Origin of the sequence: Xanthomonas sp. CFBP 8152, assembly GCF_014199025.1 — a bacterium.
Classification (GTDB): Bacteria; Pseudomonadota; Gammaproteobacteria; order Xanthomonadales; family Xanthomonadaceae; genus Xanthomonas; species Xanthomonas arboricola_B.
In genome coordinates this window covers 610,687-626,776 of the sequence record NZ_JACHNO010000003.1, presented here as the reverse complement: position 1 = coordinate 626,776, position 16,090 = coordinate 610,687, and the positions used below count along the sequence as shown (strand labels likewise).

Below are 16,090 nucleotides of genomic sequence, written 5' to 3'. Positions count from 1 at the left end.
TCCAATGTTTCAGCTCGAAAGGCACGAGGCGTCCATCGCCAACGTCAACCAACGCATCCAGCGGCACGGCGAAGAACGCCAGCTGGCCGCCGACATCAAGTTCGTCCTGAGTGTCAGCAACGAAGCGCTCGATTCGTTCGACTCCACGCTGCGGCACGACCTGTTCCGCAAGCCGGCGAAGGGCGAGCAGCAGGATCTGCCGCAGATCGGCGGTGATGGCCTGACCGCAGTGAAGCATCCGGCACTGGAGCCGCTGAAGCTGAGCCACGAGTTCACCGGCTACGAGATGCACCTGGCCGGCCTGCTGGAAGCCGGCGATCCCATCGTCTTGGTCGACGTGAAGCTCAAGCGCTTCGTGATCGAGCCGAAGGAAGGCGGCAGCTTGGCGATGTCATTTACCGCCTCGTCTGAGGTAGACCCGCAGGAACTGGCCGAATTGTCGGAAGCGCTGATCCGCGAAGACGTGCTGTTGTCGCTGATCGCGCCGAAGCGCGCCGGCCAGGCTGCCGAGGATCTGACCGAAGGCGGCGACACCCTGGATGCGCAGGGCACCGCGGCAGCTGCTGCCGAAGCCGCAAGCCTGATCGACGCCGGCAAGAAGGTGGCGGCATGAACGCGCCCGTCCGCATTCCGCTGATCGACGTGGAAAGCCGCCAGATCGCGGCGATCGGCCACGACTCCGCCAGCCAGACACTGGCCGTGCGCTTCAAGAACTGGAAGGGCGAGATCACCTCGCTCTACCACTACGACAACGTCACCGCTGAGGACTACGCCGCGCTGCAGGTGGCCGAGTCGAAGGGTGGCCACTTCAACAAGGTGATCAAGGCCGACGCGGTGCGTTGGCCCTACCGCAAGGTCGAAGACCGTCCGCTCTCCGACGCGGCCTGATCCCAAACCCTGATCCGTGGCAGGTGTCCACGGACGCGATCGCACCGCGCATTGACTCTCGAAGGTCAGACGTTAAAGGCAGGAAGGGAACCGCACGCACCGCCGATATGTGCGCAAGAAGGAGCGGGAGGCGAAAGCCTATACAGCCGGGAAAGACCGGCCCCAGCGAAAGCTCATGGGTAAACGAGTGATGCGGATACAACGCCGCTGACCGCCGGGAAAGACCGGCCTCTATCCATAGCGGAGCGGCTTGCGATCAACGAGCGTCCATGTCTTGCGTATCGAAGACCAGGCCGCTCCGCAATGGAGGGAATGCGCAGGCTGATGCGCACCAGTGAGCGGGGTCGGCCCGTTTCGCGAACGCAGGCTCCCAATGACCGACATGCCGGAGATCAGCACCGGCCCCTCCACCCATCGACAACACGCCGGCGCCGCCGGCAGGAGATTGCAGTGAACGCAGTTGCACAGATCAAGCCGAGCGGCGGACAGCTGATTACCGCAGAACAGGCCGAGGCGATTCGCACCGCGCTGAAGACCAGCCTGTACCCCGGCGCCACCGATGAATCGGTCGACATGGTGCTGGCGTACTGCCGCGCTGGTGCGCTGGACCCGATGACAAAGCCCGTGCACATCGTCCCGATGTGGGTGCCGGAGAAGAAGCAAGGCAACCGCCTGATCAGCCCAGCAGGCATGCGCGACGTGATCATGCCCGGCATCGAGTTGTATCGCACCAAGGCGCACCGCACTGGCGAATACGCAGGGCAGGATGAAGCAACCTTCGGACCGACCATCGAAGAAACTCTCGGCGGCGTTCGCGTGCGTTATCCCGAGTGGTGCAGCGTCGCGGTGTACCGCCTGGTCGCTGGCAACCCGGTGCGCTACTCGGCCAAGGCTTATTGGCTCGAAAGCTATGCCACGCAGAAGCGCGATAGCGATGCCCCTAACGCGATGTGGAAGAAGCGCCCCTTTGGTCAGATCGAGAAGTGCGCCGAGGCGCTAGCGCTGCGCAAGGCGTTTCCGGAAGCCGTCGGCGCGCAGCCTACTGCCGAAGAAATGGAAGGTCGCGTCCTCGAAGGCGAAGCGACGCCGATCCGCCAAGAGCAGGCACCCAAGCAGATCGCAACCGAGCTGGCCGCCTATCCGGCGGACAAGTTCACGGAGAACCTGCCGGCGTGGGGTGAGCTGATCAATGCCGGCAAGAAGACTGCCAGCCAGATCATCAACATGGTGAAGACCAAGGGCTCGCTCACCGAAGAGCAAATGATCGCGATCGAGGCTTTCGACCAGGCTGAAGACATCGCTGACGAAACCACCGAAACCGGCGCAGACGCCGATGCGGGTCCCATCGATTGGGATGCCCCGGGCCAAGGAGAGAAAGCATGAAAACCGTTGACCTGATCCAGGGCACGCCGGAATGGCATGCCCACCGTGCCACCCACCTCAACGCCAGCGACGCGCCGGCGATGCTCGGCTGCAGCCCGTACAAGACGCGCGCGCAGCTGGTGCGCGAAGTGGCCACCGGCATCGGTGAGGAACACGACGACGCCACTCTGCAGCGCTTTGCCGATGGCCACCGCTACGAAGCCCTCGCACGTCCGATCGCAGAGCAGATCATCGGCGAGGATCTGTACCCATGCGTCGGCACCGAAGGCAAGTACTCGGCCAGCTTCGACGGCCTCACGCTGCTTGAGGAAACCGCGTTCGAGCACAAGAGTCTCAACAACGACTTGCGTGCGTGCATGCGGGACGAGGGCAACGGCTGGAGCCTGCCCAAGCATTACCAGGTGCAGATGGAGCAGCAGCTTCTGGTATCCGGCGCGGCGCGTGTTCTGTTCATGGCGTCGAAGTGGAACGGCGATGAGTTGGTCGAGGAACGGCACTGCTGGTACGCCAGCGACGCCGCGCTGCGCGCCGAGCTGGTCGCCGGCTGGGAGCAGTTCGAGGCCGATGTGGCCGCCTACGAACATGTCGAAAAAACGGCACCGGTGATCAGCGGCCGCGCGCCGGACACGCTGCCCTCGCTGCACATCGCCGTGACCGGCATGGTGACCGCGTCCAACCTCGCCGAGTTCAAGGCATCGGCAATGGCCGTGCTGGACGGCATCAACCGCGACCTGCAGACCGACGACGACTTCGCCAATGCCGAGCAGACGGTGAAGTGGTGCAAAGGCGTCGAGGAGCGGCTGGAGGCGACGAAGCAGCAGATCCTTGGCCAGACCGCCGACATCGATGCGGTGTTCCGGACCATGGATGACGTCGCCGCCGAAGCGCGCCGCGTCCGCCTGGAGCTGGACAAGCTGGTCAAGGTCGAGAAGGACAACCGCCGCACCCAGATCGTCGCCAATGGCGTGCAGGCGGTGCGGGATCACTACGCGTCCATCAACGCGGGACTCGATGCGCATGCGCTGGCGATACCGGCTTCGCTGCAGGCCGACATCGGAGCGGTGATCAAGGGCAAGAAGTCGATCAGCAGCATGCAGGATGCCGTCGGCACCGCTGCCGCCAACGCCAAGATCGCCGCCAGCCAGCAGGCCGAGCGCGTGCGCGCGAACGTGCGCGTGCTGGAAATGGAGATGGGCGCGTTCGCCGGCCTGTTCCATGACCGCGTACAGCTGTGCGCCACGAAGTCGCCGGAGGATCTGCGCAACCTGATCACCGCGCGCATCACCGAGCAGCAGCGCGTGGACGAGCAGCGCCTGGAAGCGCAGCGCGAGAAGATTCGTCAGGAGGAAGCGGCCAAGCTGGCGCGCGAGCAGCAGGAGCGCGAGGAAGAACAGCGCCGCGCCGATGCACAGGCCGAGGCAGCACGTAACGCTGCTGCTGCGCCGGCGCCCGCCGCTGCTGCTCCCGCCCCGGCCGTAGTGTCGTCACCGGCACCGGCACCGGCACCGGTGGCTGCGGCTCCTGCTGACCTCTCCCCTGCCCTCGCTCAAGCAGTCAAGTCATTGGCCGCGCCGGCACCGGCCCAGGTAGTGCGCATCAAGCTCGGCGACATCAACGCAAAGATCGCACCGCTGACGATCACCGCCGATGGCCTGGCGCAGCTCGGCTTCCAGCCGGTGACCATCGAGCGCGCCTCGAAGCTGTACGACGCGGCCCAGTTGCCGGCCATGTTCAGCGCCATGCAGCAGGTGTTCGCCCGTGCGGCCGCCGACCGCTACCAGCAGGCCGCCTGATGTTGCGCGTCTGCTCCAGCTGTAAAAGGTCGCTCAGCGATTCCGAGTTTCCGGTGCAGAACGGGCGCGTCGTCAACGTCTGTGTGCTCTGCCGGAACGACATCAAGCGGGCGCAGACCAGGCTCGCACCGATCCGCCGTGATCCCGAGCAGGTCCGGCTCAACAACGTCGCTGCGCTCTGGCACGGCCCGGTGCAGCGCACTCACCTGCTGAGGAACGCGGCATGAGGACTTGGCAAACCATCGAAAGTGCGCCCGACGGCGAAGTGGTCCACACCAAGATCGATGATCAGTACGGGGTTCGTAACGAGCAGCTGCTGAAGCGTAGAGGAAACCTCTGGTGGTTCCCGGATGGCGGCATGTACGTCTACTACACGCCCACGCACTGGAAGCCGCGCATAGCGGCATCGGCGGCAACCAAATGAGCAAGCACCTCACCCGCCGCGCGCCGAAGCGCAAACGCGGCCTGTGCTGGGGCCGCACGCCCAACGACAACGGCACCGTCGTGACGTGGCAGCTGTTCCGCCGCGATCACCGCGGCGCGCTGCACATGTCCTCGCTGCAATTCACCTCCGCCGAACCGCGCGCCTATATCGCGCAGCGCCTGCGCAACGCGCGCCGGAAGCTGCGCGACCGCGTGGACGAGATCGACCTGGCCGCTATGGGAGTTGCGGCGTGAGGTCAGCGCCTCAGTTCGTATCGGGCCAACCGACTTTTCGCCGAGTCGTCAGGCGAAAGGTCTGCGGCAACCACCTTGCCTGCTTCCAGTGCCAAGCGAGCAGCCTCATCGCGTGTCGCGGCGACTCCAGCGTCATGGATCCATTCCACGGCCTCGGATTCATCGCTGTGGTGAATGAAGGCGGTCGACCGCCAGATCTCCGGCTCCTCGATATTGACGCCTTCCACGGTCTCAATTCGGAAATTTCCAACATGCGCTGTAGCCATCTGTATGCACTCCATGTAGGTCCGTCGCGATCGTCCGACTGTTCCAGCCTTTTTTCAATGGTGAGCACATGAACACCCTGCACCCAAACGACAAGCTCGCCGCCCTGGACTGGGCGCTGGCCAAAGCCCGCGAAGCGGCCGCCAGCGATGAGCTGATCCGACTCACCCACCTGCCGGCGCTGCAGCAGCTGCGTGACGAGGCGCAGCGGGAGGCTCGCGGTGACTAAGGCAAGATCAGCTCACGATGTAGCCGTCATGTTCCACCATGATCTTCGCCAACGATTCGCGGCGATGGGGGAGGTGCGCCTGCAATACAAGAGCTGCAGCCCGGATCTCGCGCATCAGGCTGGAATGGGCTTCTTTGATGTCGTTTATTACGAACTCGAAGTAGTCCCCGCCCAAGTCATCAGCCGTCACCGACATCGCTTGGATGGCACGATTCCAATAGTCCAAGGCGCTTCGCAAACGGTTCAGAACCAATGCCGTTTCCAGACTGTCTTCGGTTGCTTGGATCAGCGGCAGATTCAGGCTATGGGTCATGCCTCGCACGAGCCCTGCAACGGCAACAGGATTGCTGTCGGCAGTAACCCTGGAAAGCATCAAACCGTCCGCGCCAAGATTCTTTCGCAGAGCCACCAACTCGGACGCAAACAGATCAACCGCAGCGACAACGGCAGCCTGCGCATCTTTTCTCCTGCGCCGCTCCGGGCGAACGACCGCGATGAACGTCGCAGCGGCCGCTACCCATCCCCCCACCCCTGCAAAAAAACTGATCGCCAGTCCGGCAGCTTGAACCATTTCCACGCTGATTCCCCTATCAAAGCCATTTATGGCGATTTTGCCATGGGTGCTTGCAATGAATGATCCATATCTGTCATTCCTAGAACGGAAGGTCCGAGTTGCACCGTCGCTGGGCTTCGAGGTATCGCCAGACGACGTGCACCCGATCCTCAAGCCACACCAGCGCGACAGCGTCGTGTGGGCACTCTCCGGCGGGCGCCGTGCCCTCTTCCAGCGTTTCGGTCTCGGCAAGAGCATGCAGCAGTTGGAGATCATGCGGCTGGCGCGCGCGCATGCCGGCGGCGCGGTTGGCATCGTGGTACCGCTGGGCGTGCGGCAGGAGTTCCGCCGCGACGCCGGCAAGCTGGGGCCTGCAGACGCGCTTCGTGCGCACAAGCGCCGAAGTGGATCCTGCCTTCGATGGCATCCACCTGACCAATTACGAGAGCGTGCGAGACGGCAAGCTCGATCCCAACCTCTTTACCGCCGCAAGCCTGGACGAGGCGTCGGTGCTGCGCAGCTTCGGGTCGAAGACCTACCAGCAGTTCCTGACGCTGTTCGATGACGTCCGGTACCGGTTCGTCGCGACTGCTACGCCCAGTCCGAACCGGTACAAAGAGCTGATCCATTACGCAGGCTTCCTGGGAGTGATGGATACCGGCCAGGCCCTTACCCGCTGGTTCAAGCGCGACAGTACTCAGGCCAACAACCTGACGCTTTACCCGCACAAGGAACGGGAGTTCTGGCTATGGGTCGCGAGCTGGGCGCTGTTCCTGCAGAAGCCATCGGACCTGGGCTACAGCGACGAGGGCTACGACCTGCCGGAACTGACCGTGCACTACGTCGAGGTGCCGGTGGACCACAACACGGCCGGCGCCGAGCGGGATGGCCAGGGCAAGTTGTTCCGCGACGCCGCGATGGGGTTGCAGAACGCAGCGAAGGAGAAGCGCGACACGCTCGGCGCACGCGTGGCGGCCGTGCAGCAGGTCGTCGCCGCACGGCCGGATGAGCATTGGCTGATCTGGCACGACCTCGAGGCGGAGCGGCATGCGCTGCAGGCTGCAATCCCCGTCGCGGTAAGCATCTATGGCGACCAGGAGCTCGACGAGCGTGAACAGGCGGTCATCGACTTCAGCGAAGGATTGATCCCGATCCTCTCGGCCAAGCCAGTCATCGCCGGCAGCGGCTGCAACTTCCAGCGGCATTGCCACCTGTCGGTCTATGCCGGCATCGGCTTCAAGTTCAACGACTTCATCCAGTCCATTCACCGCATCCAGCGGTACCAGCAAGCGCACCCGGTGGAGGTGTGGATCGTCTACGCCGAAAGCGAGCGCGAGGTGCTGGCCAGCCTGCAGGCCAAGTGGACGCGCCACGAGGAGATGGTAGAGAAAATGAGCGAGATCATCAGGGAATACGGCCTTAGCAAGGCCGCCATGGCACAGGTGCTGCAGCGCTCGATCGGCGTGGAGCGGATCGAAGCCAGCGGTACCGGCTGGACCGTCGCGAACAATGACTGCGTGGTGGAGACACGCGGCATGGCCGACGACAGCGTCGACCTGATCGTGACCTCTATCCCGTTCGCCAACCACTACGAGTACAGCCCGAGCTACAACGACTTCGGGCACACCGACGACAACGCGCACTTCTGGGCGCAGATGGATCACCTCAGCACGCAGCTGCTACGGATCCTCAAGCCCGGCCGCATCGCCGCCATCCACGTGAAAGACCGGATCCAGTTCGGCGCGGTGACCGGCGCCGGTGTGCCGACCGTCAGCCCGTTCCACGCCGAGGCGATCTTCCACTACCGCTCCCACGGCTTCGATTACATGGGCCTCATCACGGTTGTGACCGACGTGGTGCGCGAGAACAACCAGACCTACCGCCTGGGCTGGTCGGAGCAGTGCAAGGACGGCACGAAGATGGGCGTCGGCTCGCCGGAGTACATCGTGCTGCTGCACAAACCGCAGACTGATCGCAGCCGCGGCTATGCCGACGAGCCGGTGCGCAAGCAGAAGGCGGATTACACGCGGGCGCGCTGGCAAGTCGATGCGCATGCGTTCTGGCGCTCGAGCGGCCGCCGGCAGCTGACCGCCGACGAGCTGGCGCAGCTGGGCCCGGACAAGCTGGCCAAGCTGTTTGCCGAGTACTCGCTGCGCGAGGTCTACGACTACGAGACCCACGTGCGCATCGGAGAGGAGCTTGAGGCGCGCGGCGCGCTGCCGTCGACCTTCATGTCGCTGGCGCCAGGCAGCCATGACCCGGACGTCTGGCACGACGTCAACCGCATGCTCACGCTCAACGGCGAGCAGACGCGGCGCGGTCTGGAAAACCACATCTGCCCGCTGCAGTTCGACATCGTCGACCGTCTGATCCAACGCTTCAGCAACGCCGGCGAGCTCGTGTTCGATCCGTTCGGCGGCCTGTTCACCGTGCCGTATCGGGCACTGAAGCTGGGCCGCCGGGGGCGCGCCGCCGAGCTATCCACGGCCTATTTCATGGACGGGGTGAAGTACCTGCAAGCCGCCGAACGCGAAATGGCGATGCCGGACCTGTTCGCAACCATGGAGCCGCAGCCGCAGGACCGGGCCGCATGAAGCCCCAGCTCTTCCCGCGCGAGCCCCGCCGGATGAAACAGCCGGCGAAGGATCTGCTCCGGCAGCAGCTCGCCATGGCCGCCGACCACATCGAGCGGGTCACCGCCGAGAACCAGGCTCTGCGCGCCATCTGCGCAGAAGCCATCAACACATGCCAGGGCCAGGCCGAGCAGCTTCGCGCCGCGCTGGCGAAACAGGAGAAAGCAGCATGACCCCGACCATCACCCCCGAGACGCCGACTCTGTCCGACATCATCGCGTCGATGCGCAACTATGCTGGCGTCGCAGAGGATTGCGAAGTCACGCAAGGCCATGCGCCGGTCGCCATCCGCAACTGGATCGAGATGCTGGAAGCCCTCTCCGAGCTGCAGGCAGCCCCTGCTGCCGCGGGCGTGCCGGAGCTGTTCGTGCAATGGCTTGAGCGTGAGATGCCCGCTGGCACCATCATCGGCAGGCCGGCCTGGTGGGCGCCAAAGCTGGCGCGAGCACTGCGCAGCGCAGAGCGGGGAGTGCTGGGAGGCTGCAATGGCTGACCTCTTCCCCGGCACCAAGCCTGCCCGGGCAAAGCCGCGCGTGATGATGCACGGCGACGACTTCGGCTATGACGGCCACATCACCTTGGCCCACATGGTCTGCCCTAAGTGTGGCCACTGCGGCGACTGGATGTCCTTCGAGAACGACACAGAAGCCCGCCGTGGGCACCCCTGCCCTATCTGCAACACCAATCAACCGGAGACGACGCGATGAGCAACACCCCAACCACCACCCAGCGGCTTCTCCGGCTGCGCGATGTGCTTGAGCGCGTCGGCATGTCGAAGTCCACCCTTTACAGCCGCATCCGGGATAAGACCTTCCCCCAGCCCCTCCACCTGGGAACGTCGTCGGTGTGGGTAGAGTCTGAGGTCGCCGACTGGATCAACCAGCAAATCGCCCAGCGGGACAAGGCTGCTTAAGCTGGGGGTACCTATGGGGGCATCTCGCCCCAAAGGGATAGGCAAACGCCTTTCCTTTCAATGCCTTACGGCGAGCCGGCGGTAGAGCCCACCTCCACCATCTGATCGCGGAAGAGAGCAGTAAGTGCTTGATTCTGCGAAGGTTAGGCTCGGGGTTTGATGTTCAGTTTGAGCCTGCGTTAGGTATCAAACGAGGTATCAAACCCCGTGCCGAAGCCTTATTTTCTGCGCCGCCCTGCCGGGCTGTATGTGCGCTTCTTCGTCCCGACCGACCTGCAAGCCGTCATCGGCTCGCGCTACCTTGTCAGTCCCGTTCGCTTGTCCCTTGGTGCTGCTGCCCGTCTGGCCGTGGCACGAACTGCTGTGGCACTCTCGGAAGCATTCGATCGGTGATGCTGCGGCGTCGATCTGCTGCTTCATCAGCTGCCCAGAGCCGCTGTGGTCATCTGGCCATGCAGACGAATCAGGCATTGCCAGGCAACGCGACTGGATGATGCCGCTCACCCCGGTGGCCGTGCTTGGTGCCACCCCATCGGTCAGGACTGTCTTCCACCAGCACGGTGCCGGCGGCACATCTGCAAACTACGCAAGTAGGCCTAGCAGGGTCAGGCAAAAAGGCCTACCGCTACCGCCAGGCATACGCTGCTGGCAACTCTGCTCACTCCCAGTCCCCATACTTCCGGCACATGGCGCAATTGCAACAGCGCTTATACATTTCAACCATGAACATGCCTCCTCCCACACTCGGTACCTTGGCCCGGCACTTGATTGAGTTGCTAGATGGCGACCTTGAAGCCGTCTACGCCGCATCAGGGCTGGCTTGGCGGCCCCGCTACACACCGGTGTTGCGTGTGCTCATGCGGCTTGGTCCTGCGTCCATCAAAGTACTGGCGCAGGAAATTGGCATCACCCACTCCGCTGCCAGCCAGACCGTTGCGCAAATGGCCAAACAACGCCTGGTGGCGTTGAAGCCGGGTACAGATGCGCGCGAGCGCATCGTGCTAGTCAGCCCCAAAGCCCGACGCATGATTCCTGCCTTGCAGCGCCAATGGGCCGCAACCAACGCGGCGGCCGCGCAACTTGACACGGAGTTGTCTGCCCCCCTCTCCGCCGTGCTTGCCGAAGCCATTGCCGCACTGAATCAGCGTTCATTCGCATCCCGCATCGCCGCGGCAACTGCCGCATCCATCCGTACCACCCCATAGCCGCAGCATCGAGGAATCGCACATGCATGCAATGACGCAATCCAGTGCACCACTTGCCTCCCCAGCATCCACTCACAATGCGCAGCTGATCGCGCTTGGCGAGCGCGGTTTGCTGCGGCCGGGTAGGCTCCGTTGGTTGCGCGCCTGCGGCTGGGCAGTTCCGCTGTTCTTCCTAGTTGCCATTCCGGCAGGTGCGCTAACACGCTTTCTGGGCGGATTCTGGCCAAAAACCAACGAGCCGATGCAATTTTTCGTCGGCTTATCCGGTGTGCTTGTGGCGCTTGGAATCTATGCGCTGGCCGTGAAGCTTGCCGAAAAACGCAAGGCGTCGGAAATTGCATTGCGCCCCATGCTGCCGCAGCTCTGCCTCGGTCTGCTGGCTGGCTTAGCGATGTTCTCCGGCGTCATGGGCATCATGGCGCTGTGTGGGCTTTACGACATCCAGGTAATTGGCCCGGCATCGGCATGGACCCCACTGCGCAAAGCAATACAAGCGGGGGTGGTGGAAGAGCTGATGATGCGCGCGGTACTGCTGCGTTTGGTATGGCGCGCGTTCGGCCCATGGACCGCGTTCGTGGTGTCGTGCGCAGTGTTCGGCTTCAGCCATCTGGGCAACGCGCATGCAACGGTGTTCGCCGCCATCTGCATTGCACTGGAAGCCGGCGTGATGTTGGGCGCGTTCTACGCACTCACAGGGCGTATCTGGGTCTCGATTGGCGCACACATTGCGTGGAATTTTACCCAAGGCTACCTTTTCGGCGCTGCGGTGTCGGGCACGGCGATTGGACCGGCCCTTGCACGGAGCACGCCCAATACCTCGCTGCCACAATGGCTCACCGGCGGTGCATTCGGTCCGGAAGCTTCGCTTCCCGCCATGTTGGTTTGCCTCGCAGTCGGGCTTACGACGGTCTGGCTGGCATGGCGTCGGGGGCAGTTCGCCAAGCAATGAAGATCGCAGGCTAAAAGTGCACATTGCTAGTGGGCTGATGTTGATCGCGGAACTGGATCGGCGTTAGCCCGCACAAGCTGTCGTGCTGTAGCAGTTGGGGCTCGGTCTCCAGGTCGCGAAGACGTTGCACGTCGGCAGCCTCCATGCCGCCGCACTTGGACGTCCAGACGTCATACATCGCCTCGGAAATGCCCAGCTCGCGACAGGCATCCTTGACATGGCGGCCGCCCTCGACCTGCTTCAACGTGGCGACAATCTGGCTCTTGGTGGACTTGCTCCTGCACATCATTGGTCCCCTTGGGGGGCTCGTGTGTCCGGAGACCTCTGGCTATGACTGGATCAATTTTACGGCGGGTTGGCACCCTGTCCCGGAAACGCACGACCGGCAGCGAGACAGCTCTGACGGGCTGCCGCACCGGTTGTTGCCCGATAGACCGTTGTTTTCCGATCACAGACAAGAGCAGGCCGAAGGCCTCGTCGATGCTGGCGCAGGCGTCGGATGCCTGTCGCGGGTGCCTATCACTCCTGCGAGCGGATCTCCAGCGCCATCAACCGTGGTTCGCCGAAGGCCCGTCAGTGTGCCGCCGTAAATCTGCAGCCAGCGCATCGCGTACACCTGCACGCTTACGGGCTGCGTCAGTTAGTGACGTGGGCGGTCTGTTCGGTGCGTACCGCGGATGCGACTGCGGCGACATTGGCTTGGTCCTGCGGCAGCGCCGCGTCGCCACGCAGTTGGTCAAATAGCGCAAGCAGTTCGGTGGCTTCATGCTGCAGCAGGGCCAGGGCACTTTTGTTGGGCTCTTGCATGTCGCTTCCGTCAAAGACGCTCCCCAGCGTTGCTTGGGGATAAAAGCAAACCATATGCCAGCTTGTCTGGCGCCGGCGAGCGCTGGCTCGGTTGATTCAACGATGCGCGCATGCGCATCCGCCTCAGGCGGGTTCGAGCTGCCGCTGCGCCTCGGCGTGCATGGCTTCCAGCGTCACCATGCCGGCGACGCGGGCGGCGGCCATGGCGCTGCGGTGGTCGGGAAATGTGGCAGACAAGGCACTGCCTGCCAGTTTGCCGGCGCTGCCGGCACCAATCTGGGCGATCTTCCAGTCGGCAGCCCAGCCGTGGCTGGGGCCCTCGCCCTGGATAGCGCGACAGGTCAATTGATAGCTACCAAGAAAAATGACCAATCTGTTGCTCGGCTCGATGACGAGCGTGAAGGATACCGCCGCGCCGGCGCCGGAGCGACCTCAAGCCAGTCCCGCAGCTGACTGGGCAAGCGAAGTGAAGCATAGGCACGCGCCTTGCATCGGCCTCCACCAGACAATCGGTGTTGGGGGAACGGTGTTAACCAAGAAAGCAAAACGCCACGCTGCCGGCGCCTTGTTGCTAGGCGGGATGATCTTCGTCCTGATCGGCGTGGGCGGCTATTTCGCCACGCAGCGTTCGTTGTCCGATGCCGGCTGGGTGACGCATACGCAAGAAGTGATCGCCAGCATCGACGAGATCCAGGCCGGGATGCTGTCGGCGGAGTCGTCGGTGCGCGGCTACGTCTTGACCGACAACGAAGCGTTTCTGGGAGTGTACGCCGATGCGATCGGGCGGCTGCCAGAGCGCATCGTGCGGCTGGACGCCTTGGTGCAAGACAACCCGGTGCAGCGGCGCAACGTCGTGGAGCTTGGGCGCCTGGTGGACATGCGCCTTGTGCAGATCAACAACCTGTTGCACAGCTATCGCAAGCAGGGACTGGATGGCGCGCGCGCCTCGATCGCACGTGGCGTATTCCAGACCTCGTCCTCGCTGCGCCGCCAGGTGCAGACCATGACGGAACTGGAGCGTCAGCAACTGGTGAAGCGCAACGACACCAACACGCGCAGCGCGCAGTGGGTGCTATGGGTGACGGTGGTCGGGATCTTCAGCGGGTTGCTGGTGATGTTGCTGGCCTATCGACTGCTGTCGCGCGAATTGGAACGGCGCGTGCTTGCCGAAGACGCGGCCAGCACGACCAGCGAGCGCCTGATCGAATCGTTCGCCACGCTCGAACGCACGTCGGCCGGGCTGGAGGCGCTGGCACGTTACTCGGGGCTGCTGCAGAACTGTCGCAATGCCGAAGAAGCGCTGGAAATCACCGCACGTACGATCGCTCCGCTGATCCCGGGCGCAGCCGGCGCGGTCTATCTGCTGCGCGCCTCGCGCGATCGTGCCGAACAGGTGGTGGCATGGGGCGCGATGGCCAACGACGACAACGCCAGCATCGCGCCGGACACGTGCTGGGCCCTGCGCCGCGATCGTACGCATGTGGTGGAAGACGCCAGCCAGGGCATGCTCTGCCAACACGTCGGCGCCAATCTTCCGGCGCATGCGGGCACCGCCTGCATCCCGCTATCTGCCCAGGGGACGCAGTTGGGGATGCTGGCGCTGCGCAGCGAGGATCCGCGCGATCTGGCCTCGTTGACCGTGGCCGAGGCTGCGGCCGAGCAATTGTCGCTGGCGCTGCATAACCTGCGCCTGCGCGAAACGCTGCGCCAACAATCCATCCGCGATCCGTTGACCGGTCTGTACAACCGCCGTTATCTCGAAGAAGCGCTCAATCACGAACTGGCGCGCTGCACGCGACGGGTGCAACCCTTGTCGGTGCTGATGCTGGACGTGGACCACTTCAAGCAGTTCAACGATCTGCACGGCCATGGTGGCGGCGATCGCGTCCTGGCGGCGATCGGCGAATTCCTGCTGGCGCAGACGCGCGGCGAGGACATCTGCTGTCGCTACGGTGGCGAAGAGCTGACCATCATCCTGCCGGAAGTGGATCTGGCAACTGCCTGCAGGATGGCCGAGAAGCTGCGTGCCGGCATCGAGACGTTGCAGGTAATGGCCGATGGCGTCTCGTTGCCGAAGGTCAGCGCCTCGTTCGGTGCGGCCAGCTTTCCCGTGCATGCAGGCAATATGGCGCAGCTGCTGCGGCGCGCGGACGAGGCGCTCTACCGTGCCAAGCAGGCAGGACGCAATCAGGTGATGAGTGCTGGCAATCCAGCCGCAGGCTAAGCCACGCCGTCGCCAGCGTTGCATCTGTGCCTGCGGCCATACCCTCGCCCCGCGCCCAACCGACTGCGCCGGAAGCGTTCTGTCGTATCGGCACAGCAGGAGTCAAGCGCTACTGTGCCCATCCTCATCGGTTGGAATCAGGCCAGCACCCGCCAACATGCCGTCGACGCGTGTCCGCACATAGGCCGTGTCCTCGGCCGCGGCACTGCTCAACAGGGCTTGGGCACGCGCCTGAAAATCAAGATAGTCGAAATCCGCATCTTCATCGGCGGACAGCTGCGGCAATTCGTCCTGCAGCGCATCCAGTCGCGTGTCGAGTTCTTCGCGTGTGGGCATGACAGACTCCTACGGCAAAGACGCTACGGTTGCGGCACAGCCGTCAAGGAGGTGCGAAGCCCGGCCCGGCAACGCTTCATTTTCCTACCCGTTGCCGCGGCACGTGCACGCTCAACTTTCGCGAAGCCGCGCCGATAATGATGCCGACTCCTATAGAACCTTCCCTGTGATCCTCCACCTGCGGCGGGATTTCCGCCTCGGCATCGTCAAGATGCTGGGGCCGATCACCGCGCTGTTGCTTTGCCTTTATGCGGTGTACCTGGCCATCACCGGTCAGGCGCTTGCCTGTCTCATCAGCGCATCGCTCGGTACGCTTGCGATATGGCGCGGCTGGAAAATGCGCGATGCCGAACGCACCGGCGCCGGCGGCGTGTGGCTGGCCTCCATCAATGTCGGCGGCTGCCTGGTGGCCTGCTGGGCCGGCGGCGATGGCGCCCTGCCCTGGTTGTTTCCGGTGCTGGCCACCAATTACTTTCTGTGCGGTCCGCAACGCGCGGTGCTGCTGAGCCTGCCGCTGCTGGCGGCGCTGTTGCTGCTGCCAGGCCTGATCGTCAGTCCCGGCCAGGGCGTGTCGACGATCGTAGTGACGCTGGTGACGCTGGCGGTCGGGTATGCGTTTTCGCTGCGGATGCAGGACGACCGCGTACATCTGGAAGAGCTGGCCTCGCTGGATGCACTGACCGGCCTGCCCAACCGGCGCATGCTCGAACGGGCGCTCACCCATCAGATCGACCGGCGCCAGCCGCACGAACGGCTCAACAGCCTGATCATTCTGGATCTGGACCATTTCAAGGAGGTCAATGATCTCTACGGGCATGCCGCAGGCGATGCCGCGCTGTCGGATCTGGCCACCATCCTGCGCTTTGAAGTGCGCGAGCCGCACCAGGTGTTCCGCTTCGGCGGCGAAGAATTCGTGGTGCTGTTGCGTGCCGGCTCCCTGCAGGAACTGGAAGCGGCCACCGAACGCCTGCGCAAGGTGATCCGCAACGGGCTACGCGGCCCGGGGGGACGGATCACGGTGTCGCTGGGCGCAGCGCGCCATGACGGCGAAACGCATTGGCAGGACTGGTTTTCGCGTGCCGATGCCGCGTTGTACCTGGCCAAGAACGGTGGCCGCGACAGCGTGCGGGTGGCCGACTGAGCGCAGTTCGTCGTGTGATCGCCCGGCGCCCAGGCACACCGACTCGGTACCTGAGCTCCAGGTGCCGTATCGGCTGACGACACCTCGGCGCAGC

The 16,090-nt window shown here is 64.0% G+C and carries 23 protein-coding genes and 1 pseudogene; 18 read left to right on the top strand and 6 right to left on the bottom strand.

Annotated features, from left to right (window positions below):
* Window positions 1-4: 4 nt before the first annotated feature.
* The 7 genes from FHT09_RS14465 (at window position 5) to FHT09_RS14435 (ending at window position 4,742) form a co-directional block, all read left to right on the top strand.
* Window positions 5-613 (top strand): hypothetical protein, encoded by a 609-nt coding sequence (locus tag FHT09_RS14465; RefSeq protein ID WP_104605298.1) that lies wholly within the window; start codon window positions 5-7, stop codon window positions 611-613.
* Entirely contained in the window at window positions 610-888 is a 279-nt protein-coding gene (locus FHT09_RS14460; protein WP_104605296.1) for a KTSC domain-containing protein, read from the top strand. The genes FHT09_RS14465 and FHT09_RS14460 overlap by 4 nt, the downstream gene beginning before the upstream one ends.
* 450 nt (window positions 889-1,338) lie before the next feature.
* Window positions 1,339-2,271 carry a phage recombination protein Bet gene (gene bet, locus FHT09_RS14455; RefSeq protein ID WP_104567267.1) on the top strand — a complete coding sequence of 311 codons (933 nt, stop codon included), beginning with the start codon at window positions 1,339-1,341 and terminating at the stop codon, window positions 2,269-2,271.
* Window positions 2,268-4,064, top strand: a complete 1,797-nt coding sequence (locus tag FHT09_RS14450; protein ID WP_104567268.1) for a lambda-exonuclease family protein — start codon at window positions 2,268-2,270, stop codon at window positions 4,062-4,064. The genes bet and FHT09_RS14450 overlap by 4 nt, the downstream gene beginning before the upstream one ends.
* Entirely contained in the window at window positions 4,064-4,291 is a 228-nt protein-coding gene (locus FHT09_RS14445) for a hypothetical protein (RefSeq protein ID WP_104605294.1), read from the top strand. The genes FHT09_RS14450 and FHT09_RS14445 overlap by 1 nt, the downstream gene beginning before the upstream one ends.
* Window positions 4,288-4,488 (top strand): hypothetical protein, encoded by a 201-nt coding sequence (locus FHT09_RS14440; protein WP_104600775.1) that lies wholly within the window; start codon window positions 4,288-4,290, stop codon window positions 4,486-4,488. Before FHT09_RS14445 ends, FHT09_RS14440 begins: the two co-directional genes overlap by 4 nt.
* Window positions 4,485-4,742: a hypothetical protein gene (locus FHT09_RS14435; RefSeq protein WP_104605292.1), complete on the top strand. Its 258-nt coding sequence runs from the start codon at window positions 4,485-4,487 to the stop codon at window positions 4,740-4,742. Before FHT09_RS14440 ends, FHT09_RS14435 begins: the two co-directional genes overlap by 4 nt.
* A gap of 2 nt (window positions 4,743-4,744) precedes the next feature.
* On the opposite strand, the gene FHT09_RS14430 is transcribed toward FHT09_RS14435, so the two are convergent.
* Window positions 4,745-5,008, bottom strand: coding sequence for a hypothetical protein (locus tag FHT09_RS14430; protein ID WP_146096447.1), 264 nt, complete (start codon window positions 5,006-5,008; stop codon window positions 4,745-4,747).
* Between the two features lie 68 nt (window positions 5,009-5,076).
* On the opposite strand from FHT09_RS14430, the gene FHT09_RS14425 reads away from it, so the two are divergent.
* Entirely contained in the window at window positions 5,077-5,235 is a 159-nt protein-coding gene (locus FHT09_RS14425) for a hypothetical protein (RefSeq protein WP_181141251.1), read from the top strand.
* A 7-nt stretch (window positions 5,236-5,242) separates the two neighbouring features.
* On the opposite strand, the gene FHT09_RS14420 is transcribed toward FHT09_RS14425, so the two are convergent.
* Window positions 5,243-5,812: a hypothetical protein gene (locus tag FHT09_RS14420; protein ID WP_146096446.1), complete on the bottom strand. Its 570-nt coding sequence runs from the start codon at window positions 5,810-5,812 to the stop codon at window positions 5,243-5,245.
* 269 nt (window positions 5,813-6,081) lie between these two features.
* Here FHT09_RS14420 and FHT09_RS14415 point away from each other — a divergent pair, with 269 nt between their 5' ends.
* The 8 genes and pseudogenes from FHT09_RS14415 (at window position 6,082) to FHT09_RS14385 (ending at window position 11,488) form a co-directional block, all read left to right on the top strand.
* Window positions 6,082-8,382, top strand: coding sequence for a DNA methyltransferase (locus FHT09_RS14415; RefSeq protein ID WP_221230738.1), 2,301 nt, complete (start codon window positions 6,082-6,084; stop codon window positions 8,380-8,382).
* Window positions 8,379-8,594, top strand: coding sequence for a hypothetical protein (locus FHT09_RS14410; RefSeq protein ID WP_104605286.1), 216 nt, complete (start codon window positions 8,379-8,381; stop codon window positions 8,592-8,594). The genes FHT09_RS14415 and FHT09_RS14410 overlap by 4 nt, the downstream gene beginning before the upstream one ends.
* Window positions 8,591-8,914: a hypothetical protein gene (locus FHT09_RS14405; protein WP_104605284.1), complete on the top strand. Its 324-nt coding sequence runs from the start codon at window positions 8,591-8,593 to the stop codon at window positions 8,912-8,914. The genes FHT09_RS14410 and FHT09_RS14405 overlap by 4 nt, the downstream gene beginning before the upstream one ends.
* Window positions 8,907-9,128, top strand: coding sequence for a hypothetical protein (locus FHT09_RS14400; RefSeq protein WP_104605282.1), 222 nt, complete (start codon window positions 8,907-8,909; stop codon window positions 9,126-9,128). The genes FHT09_RS14405 and FHT09_RS14400 overlap by 8 nt, the downstream gene beginning before the upstream one ends.
* Entirely contained in the window at window positions 9,125-9,334 is a 210-nt protein-coding gene (locus tag FHT09_RS14395; protein ID WP_104605280.1) for an AlpA family transcriptional regulator, read from the top strand. Before FHT09_RS14400 ends, FHT09_RS14395 begins: the two co-directional genes overlap by 4 nt.
* Before the next feature lie 207 nt (window positions 9,335-9,541).
* Window positions 9,542-9,724: pseudogene (locus FHT09_RS20325) on the top strand (integrase); the annotation flags it as partial.
* Window positions 9,725-10,020: 296 nt separating this feature from the next.
* Window positions 10,021-10,539 (top strand): helix-turn-helix domain-containing protein, encoded by a 519-nt coding sequence (locus tag FHT09_RS14390; RefSeq protein ID WP_258077182.1) that lies wholly within the window; start codon window positions 10,021-10,023, stop codon window positions 10,537-10,539.
* Window positions 10,540-10,561: 22 nt separating this feature from the next.
* Window positions 10,562-11,488, top strand: coding sequence for a type II CAAX endopeptidase family protein (locus tag FHT09_RS14385; RefSeq protein ID WP_104605278.1), 927 nt, complete (start codon window positions 10,562-10,564; stop codon window positions 11,486-11,488).
* A gap of 10 nt (window positions 11,489-11,498) precedes the next feature.
* On the opposite strand, the gene FHT09_RS14380 is transcribed toward FHT09_RS14385, so the two are convergent.
* The 3 genes from FHT09_RS14380 to FHT09_RS14370 all read right to left on the bottom strand — a co-directional run bounded on the left by FHT09_RS14380 (window position 11,499) and on the right by FHT09_RS14370 (window position 12,667).
* Window positions 11,499-11,774: a transposase gene (locus tag FHT09_RS14380; protein ID WP_258077181.1), complete on the bottom strand. Its 276-nt coding sequence runs from the start codon at window positions 11,772-11,774 to the stop codon at window positions 11,499-11,501.
* Window positions 11,775-12,124: 350 nt separating this feature from the next.
* On the bottom strand, window positions 12,125-12,295 hold the full coding sequence (locus FHT09_RS14375; protein WP_181141250.1) for a hypothetical protein: 171 nt from the start codon (window positions 12,293-12,295) through the stop codon (window positions 12,125-12,127).
* Window positions 12,296-12,418: 123 nt separating this feature from the next.
* Window positions 12,419-12,667 carry a hypothetical protein gene (locus FHT09_RS14370; RefSeq protein ID WP_104538058.1) on the bottom strand — a complete coding sequence of 83 codons (249 nt, stop codon included), beginning with the start codon at window positions 12,665-12,667 and terminating at the stop codon, window positions 12,419-12,421.
* 154 nt (window positions 12,668-12,821) lie between these two features.
* Between FHT09_RS14370 and FHT09_RS14365 the strand changes: the two genes are divergently transcribed.
* Window positions 12,822-14,519, top strand: a complete 1,698-nt coding sequence (locus FHT09_RS14365) for a GGDEF domain-containing protein (protein WP_104538059.1) — start codon at window positions 12,822-12,824, stop codon at window positions 14,517-14,519.
* Between the two features lie 102 nt (window positions 14,520-14,621).
* On the opposite strand, the gene FHT09_RS14360 is transcribed toward FHT09_RS14365, so the two are convergent.
* Window positions 14,622-14,855 carry a hypothetical protein gene (locus tag FHT09_RS14360; RefSeq protein ID WP_104605276.1) on the bottom strand — a complete coding sequence of 78 codons (234 nt, stop codon included), beginning with the start codon at window positions 14,853-14,855 and terminating at the stop codon, window positions 14,622-14,624.
* A 166-nt stretch (window positions 14,856-15,021) separates the two neighbouring features.
* Here FHT09_RS14360 and FHT09_RS14355 point away from each other — a divergent pair, with 166 nt between their 5' ends.
* Complete coding sequence (locus FHT09_RS14355; RefSeq protein ID WP_104538061.1) at window positions 15,022-15,996, top strand: GGDEF domain-containing protein; 975 nt, start codon at window positions 15,022-15,024, stop codon at window positions 15,994-15,996.
* The last annotated feature ends 94 nt before the right edge of the window (window positions 15,997-16,090 follow it).

Coding starts and splice junctions, on each gene's coding strand:
- FHT09_RS14405 (WP_104605284.1), top strand. CDS start 8,591: ATGACCCCGACCATCACCCCCGAGACGCCGACTCTGTCCGACATCATC.
- FHT09_RS14430 (WP_146096447.1), bottom strand. CDS start 5,008: ATGGCTACAGCGCATGTTGGAAATTTCCGAATTGAGACCGTGGAAGGC.
- FHT09_RS14360 (WP_104605276.1), bottom strand. CDS start 14,855: ATGCCCACACGCGAAGAACTCGACACGCGACTGGATGCGCTGCAGGAC.
- FHT09_RS14465 (WP_104605298.1), top strand. CDS start 5: ATGTTTCAGCTCGAAAGGCACGAGGCGTCCATCGCCAACGTCAACCAA.
- FHT09_RS14435 (WP_104605292.1), top strand. CDS start 4,485: ATGAGCAAGCACCTCACCCGCCGCGCGCCGAAGCGCAAACGCGGCCTG.
- FHT09_RS14440 (WP_104600775.1), top strand. CDS start 4,288: ATGAGGACTTGGCAAACCATCGAAAGTGCGCCCGACGGCGAAGTGGTC.
- FHT09_RS14375 (WP_181141250.1), bottom strand. CDS start 12,295: ATGCAAGAGCCCAACAAAAGTGCCCTGGCCCTGCTGCAGCATGAAGCC.
- FHT09_RS14445 (WP_104605294.1), top strand. CDS start 4,064: ATGTTGCGCGTCTGCTCCAGCTGTAAAAGGTCGCTCAGCGATTCCGAG.
- FHT09_RS14385 (WP_104605278.1), top strand. CDS start 10,562: ATGCATGCAATGACGCAATCCAGTGCACCACTTGCCTCCCCAGCATCC.
- FHT09_RS14395 (WP_104605280.1), top strand. CDS start 9,125: ATGAGCAACACCCCAACCACCACCCAGCGGCTTCTCCGGCTGCGCGAT.
- FHT09_RS14460 (WP_104605296.1), top strand. CDS start 610: ATGAACGCGCCCGTCCGCATTCCGCTGATCGACGTGGAAAGCCGCCAG.
- FHT09_RS14410 (WP_104605286.1), top strand. CDS start 8,379: ATGAAGCCCCAGCTCTTCCCGCGCGAGCCCCGCCGGATGAAACAGCCG.
- FHT09_RS14415 (WP_221230738.1), top strand. CDS start 6,082: ATGCCGGCGGCGCGGTTGGCATCGTGGTACCGCTGGGCGTGCGGCAGG.
- FHT09_RS14450 (WP_104567268.1), top strand. CDS start 2,268: ATGAAAACCGTTGACCTGATCCAGGGCACGCCGGAATGGCATGCCCAC.
- FHT09_RS14390 (WP_258077182.1), top strand. CDS start 10,021: ATGGCGCAATTGCAACAGCGCTTATACATTTCAACCATGAACATGCCT.
- FHT09_RS14425 (WP_181141251.1), top strand. CDS start 5,077: ATGAACACCCTGCACCCAAACGACAAGCTCGCCGCCCTGGACTGGGCG.
- FHT09_RS14400 (WP_104605282.1), top strand. CDS start 8,907: ATGGCTGACCTCTTCCCCGGCACCAAGCCTGCCCGGGCAAAGCCGCGC.
- FHT09_RS14380 (WP_258077181.1), bottom strand. CDS start 11,774: ATGTGCAGGAGCAAGTCCACCAAGAGCCAGATTGTCGCCACGTTGAAG.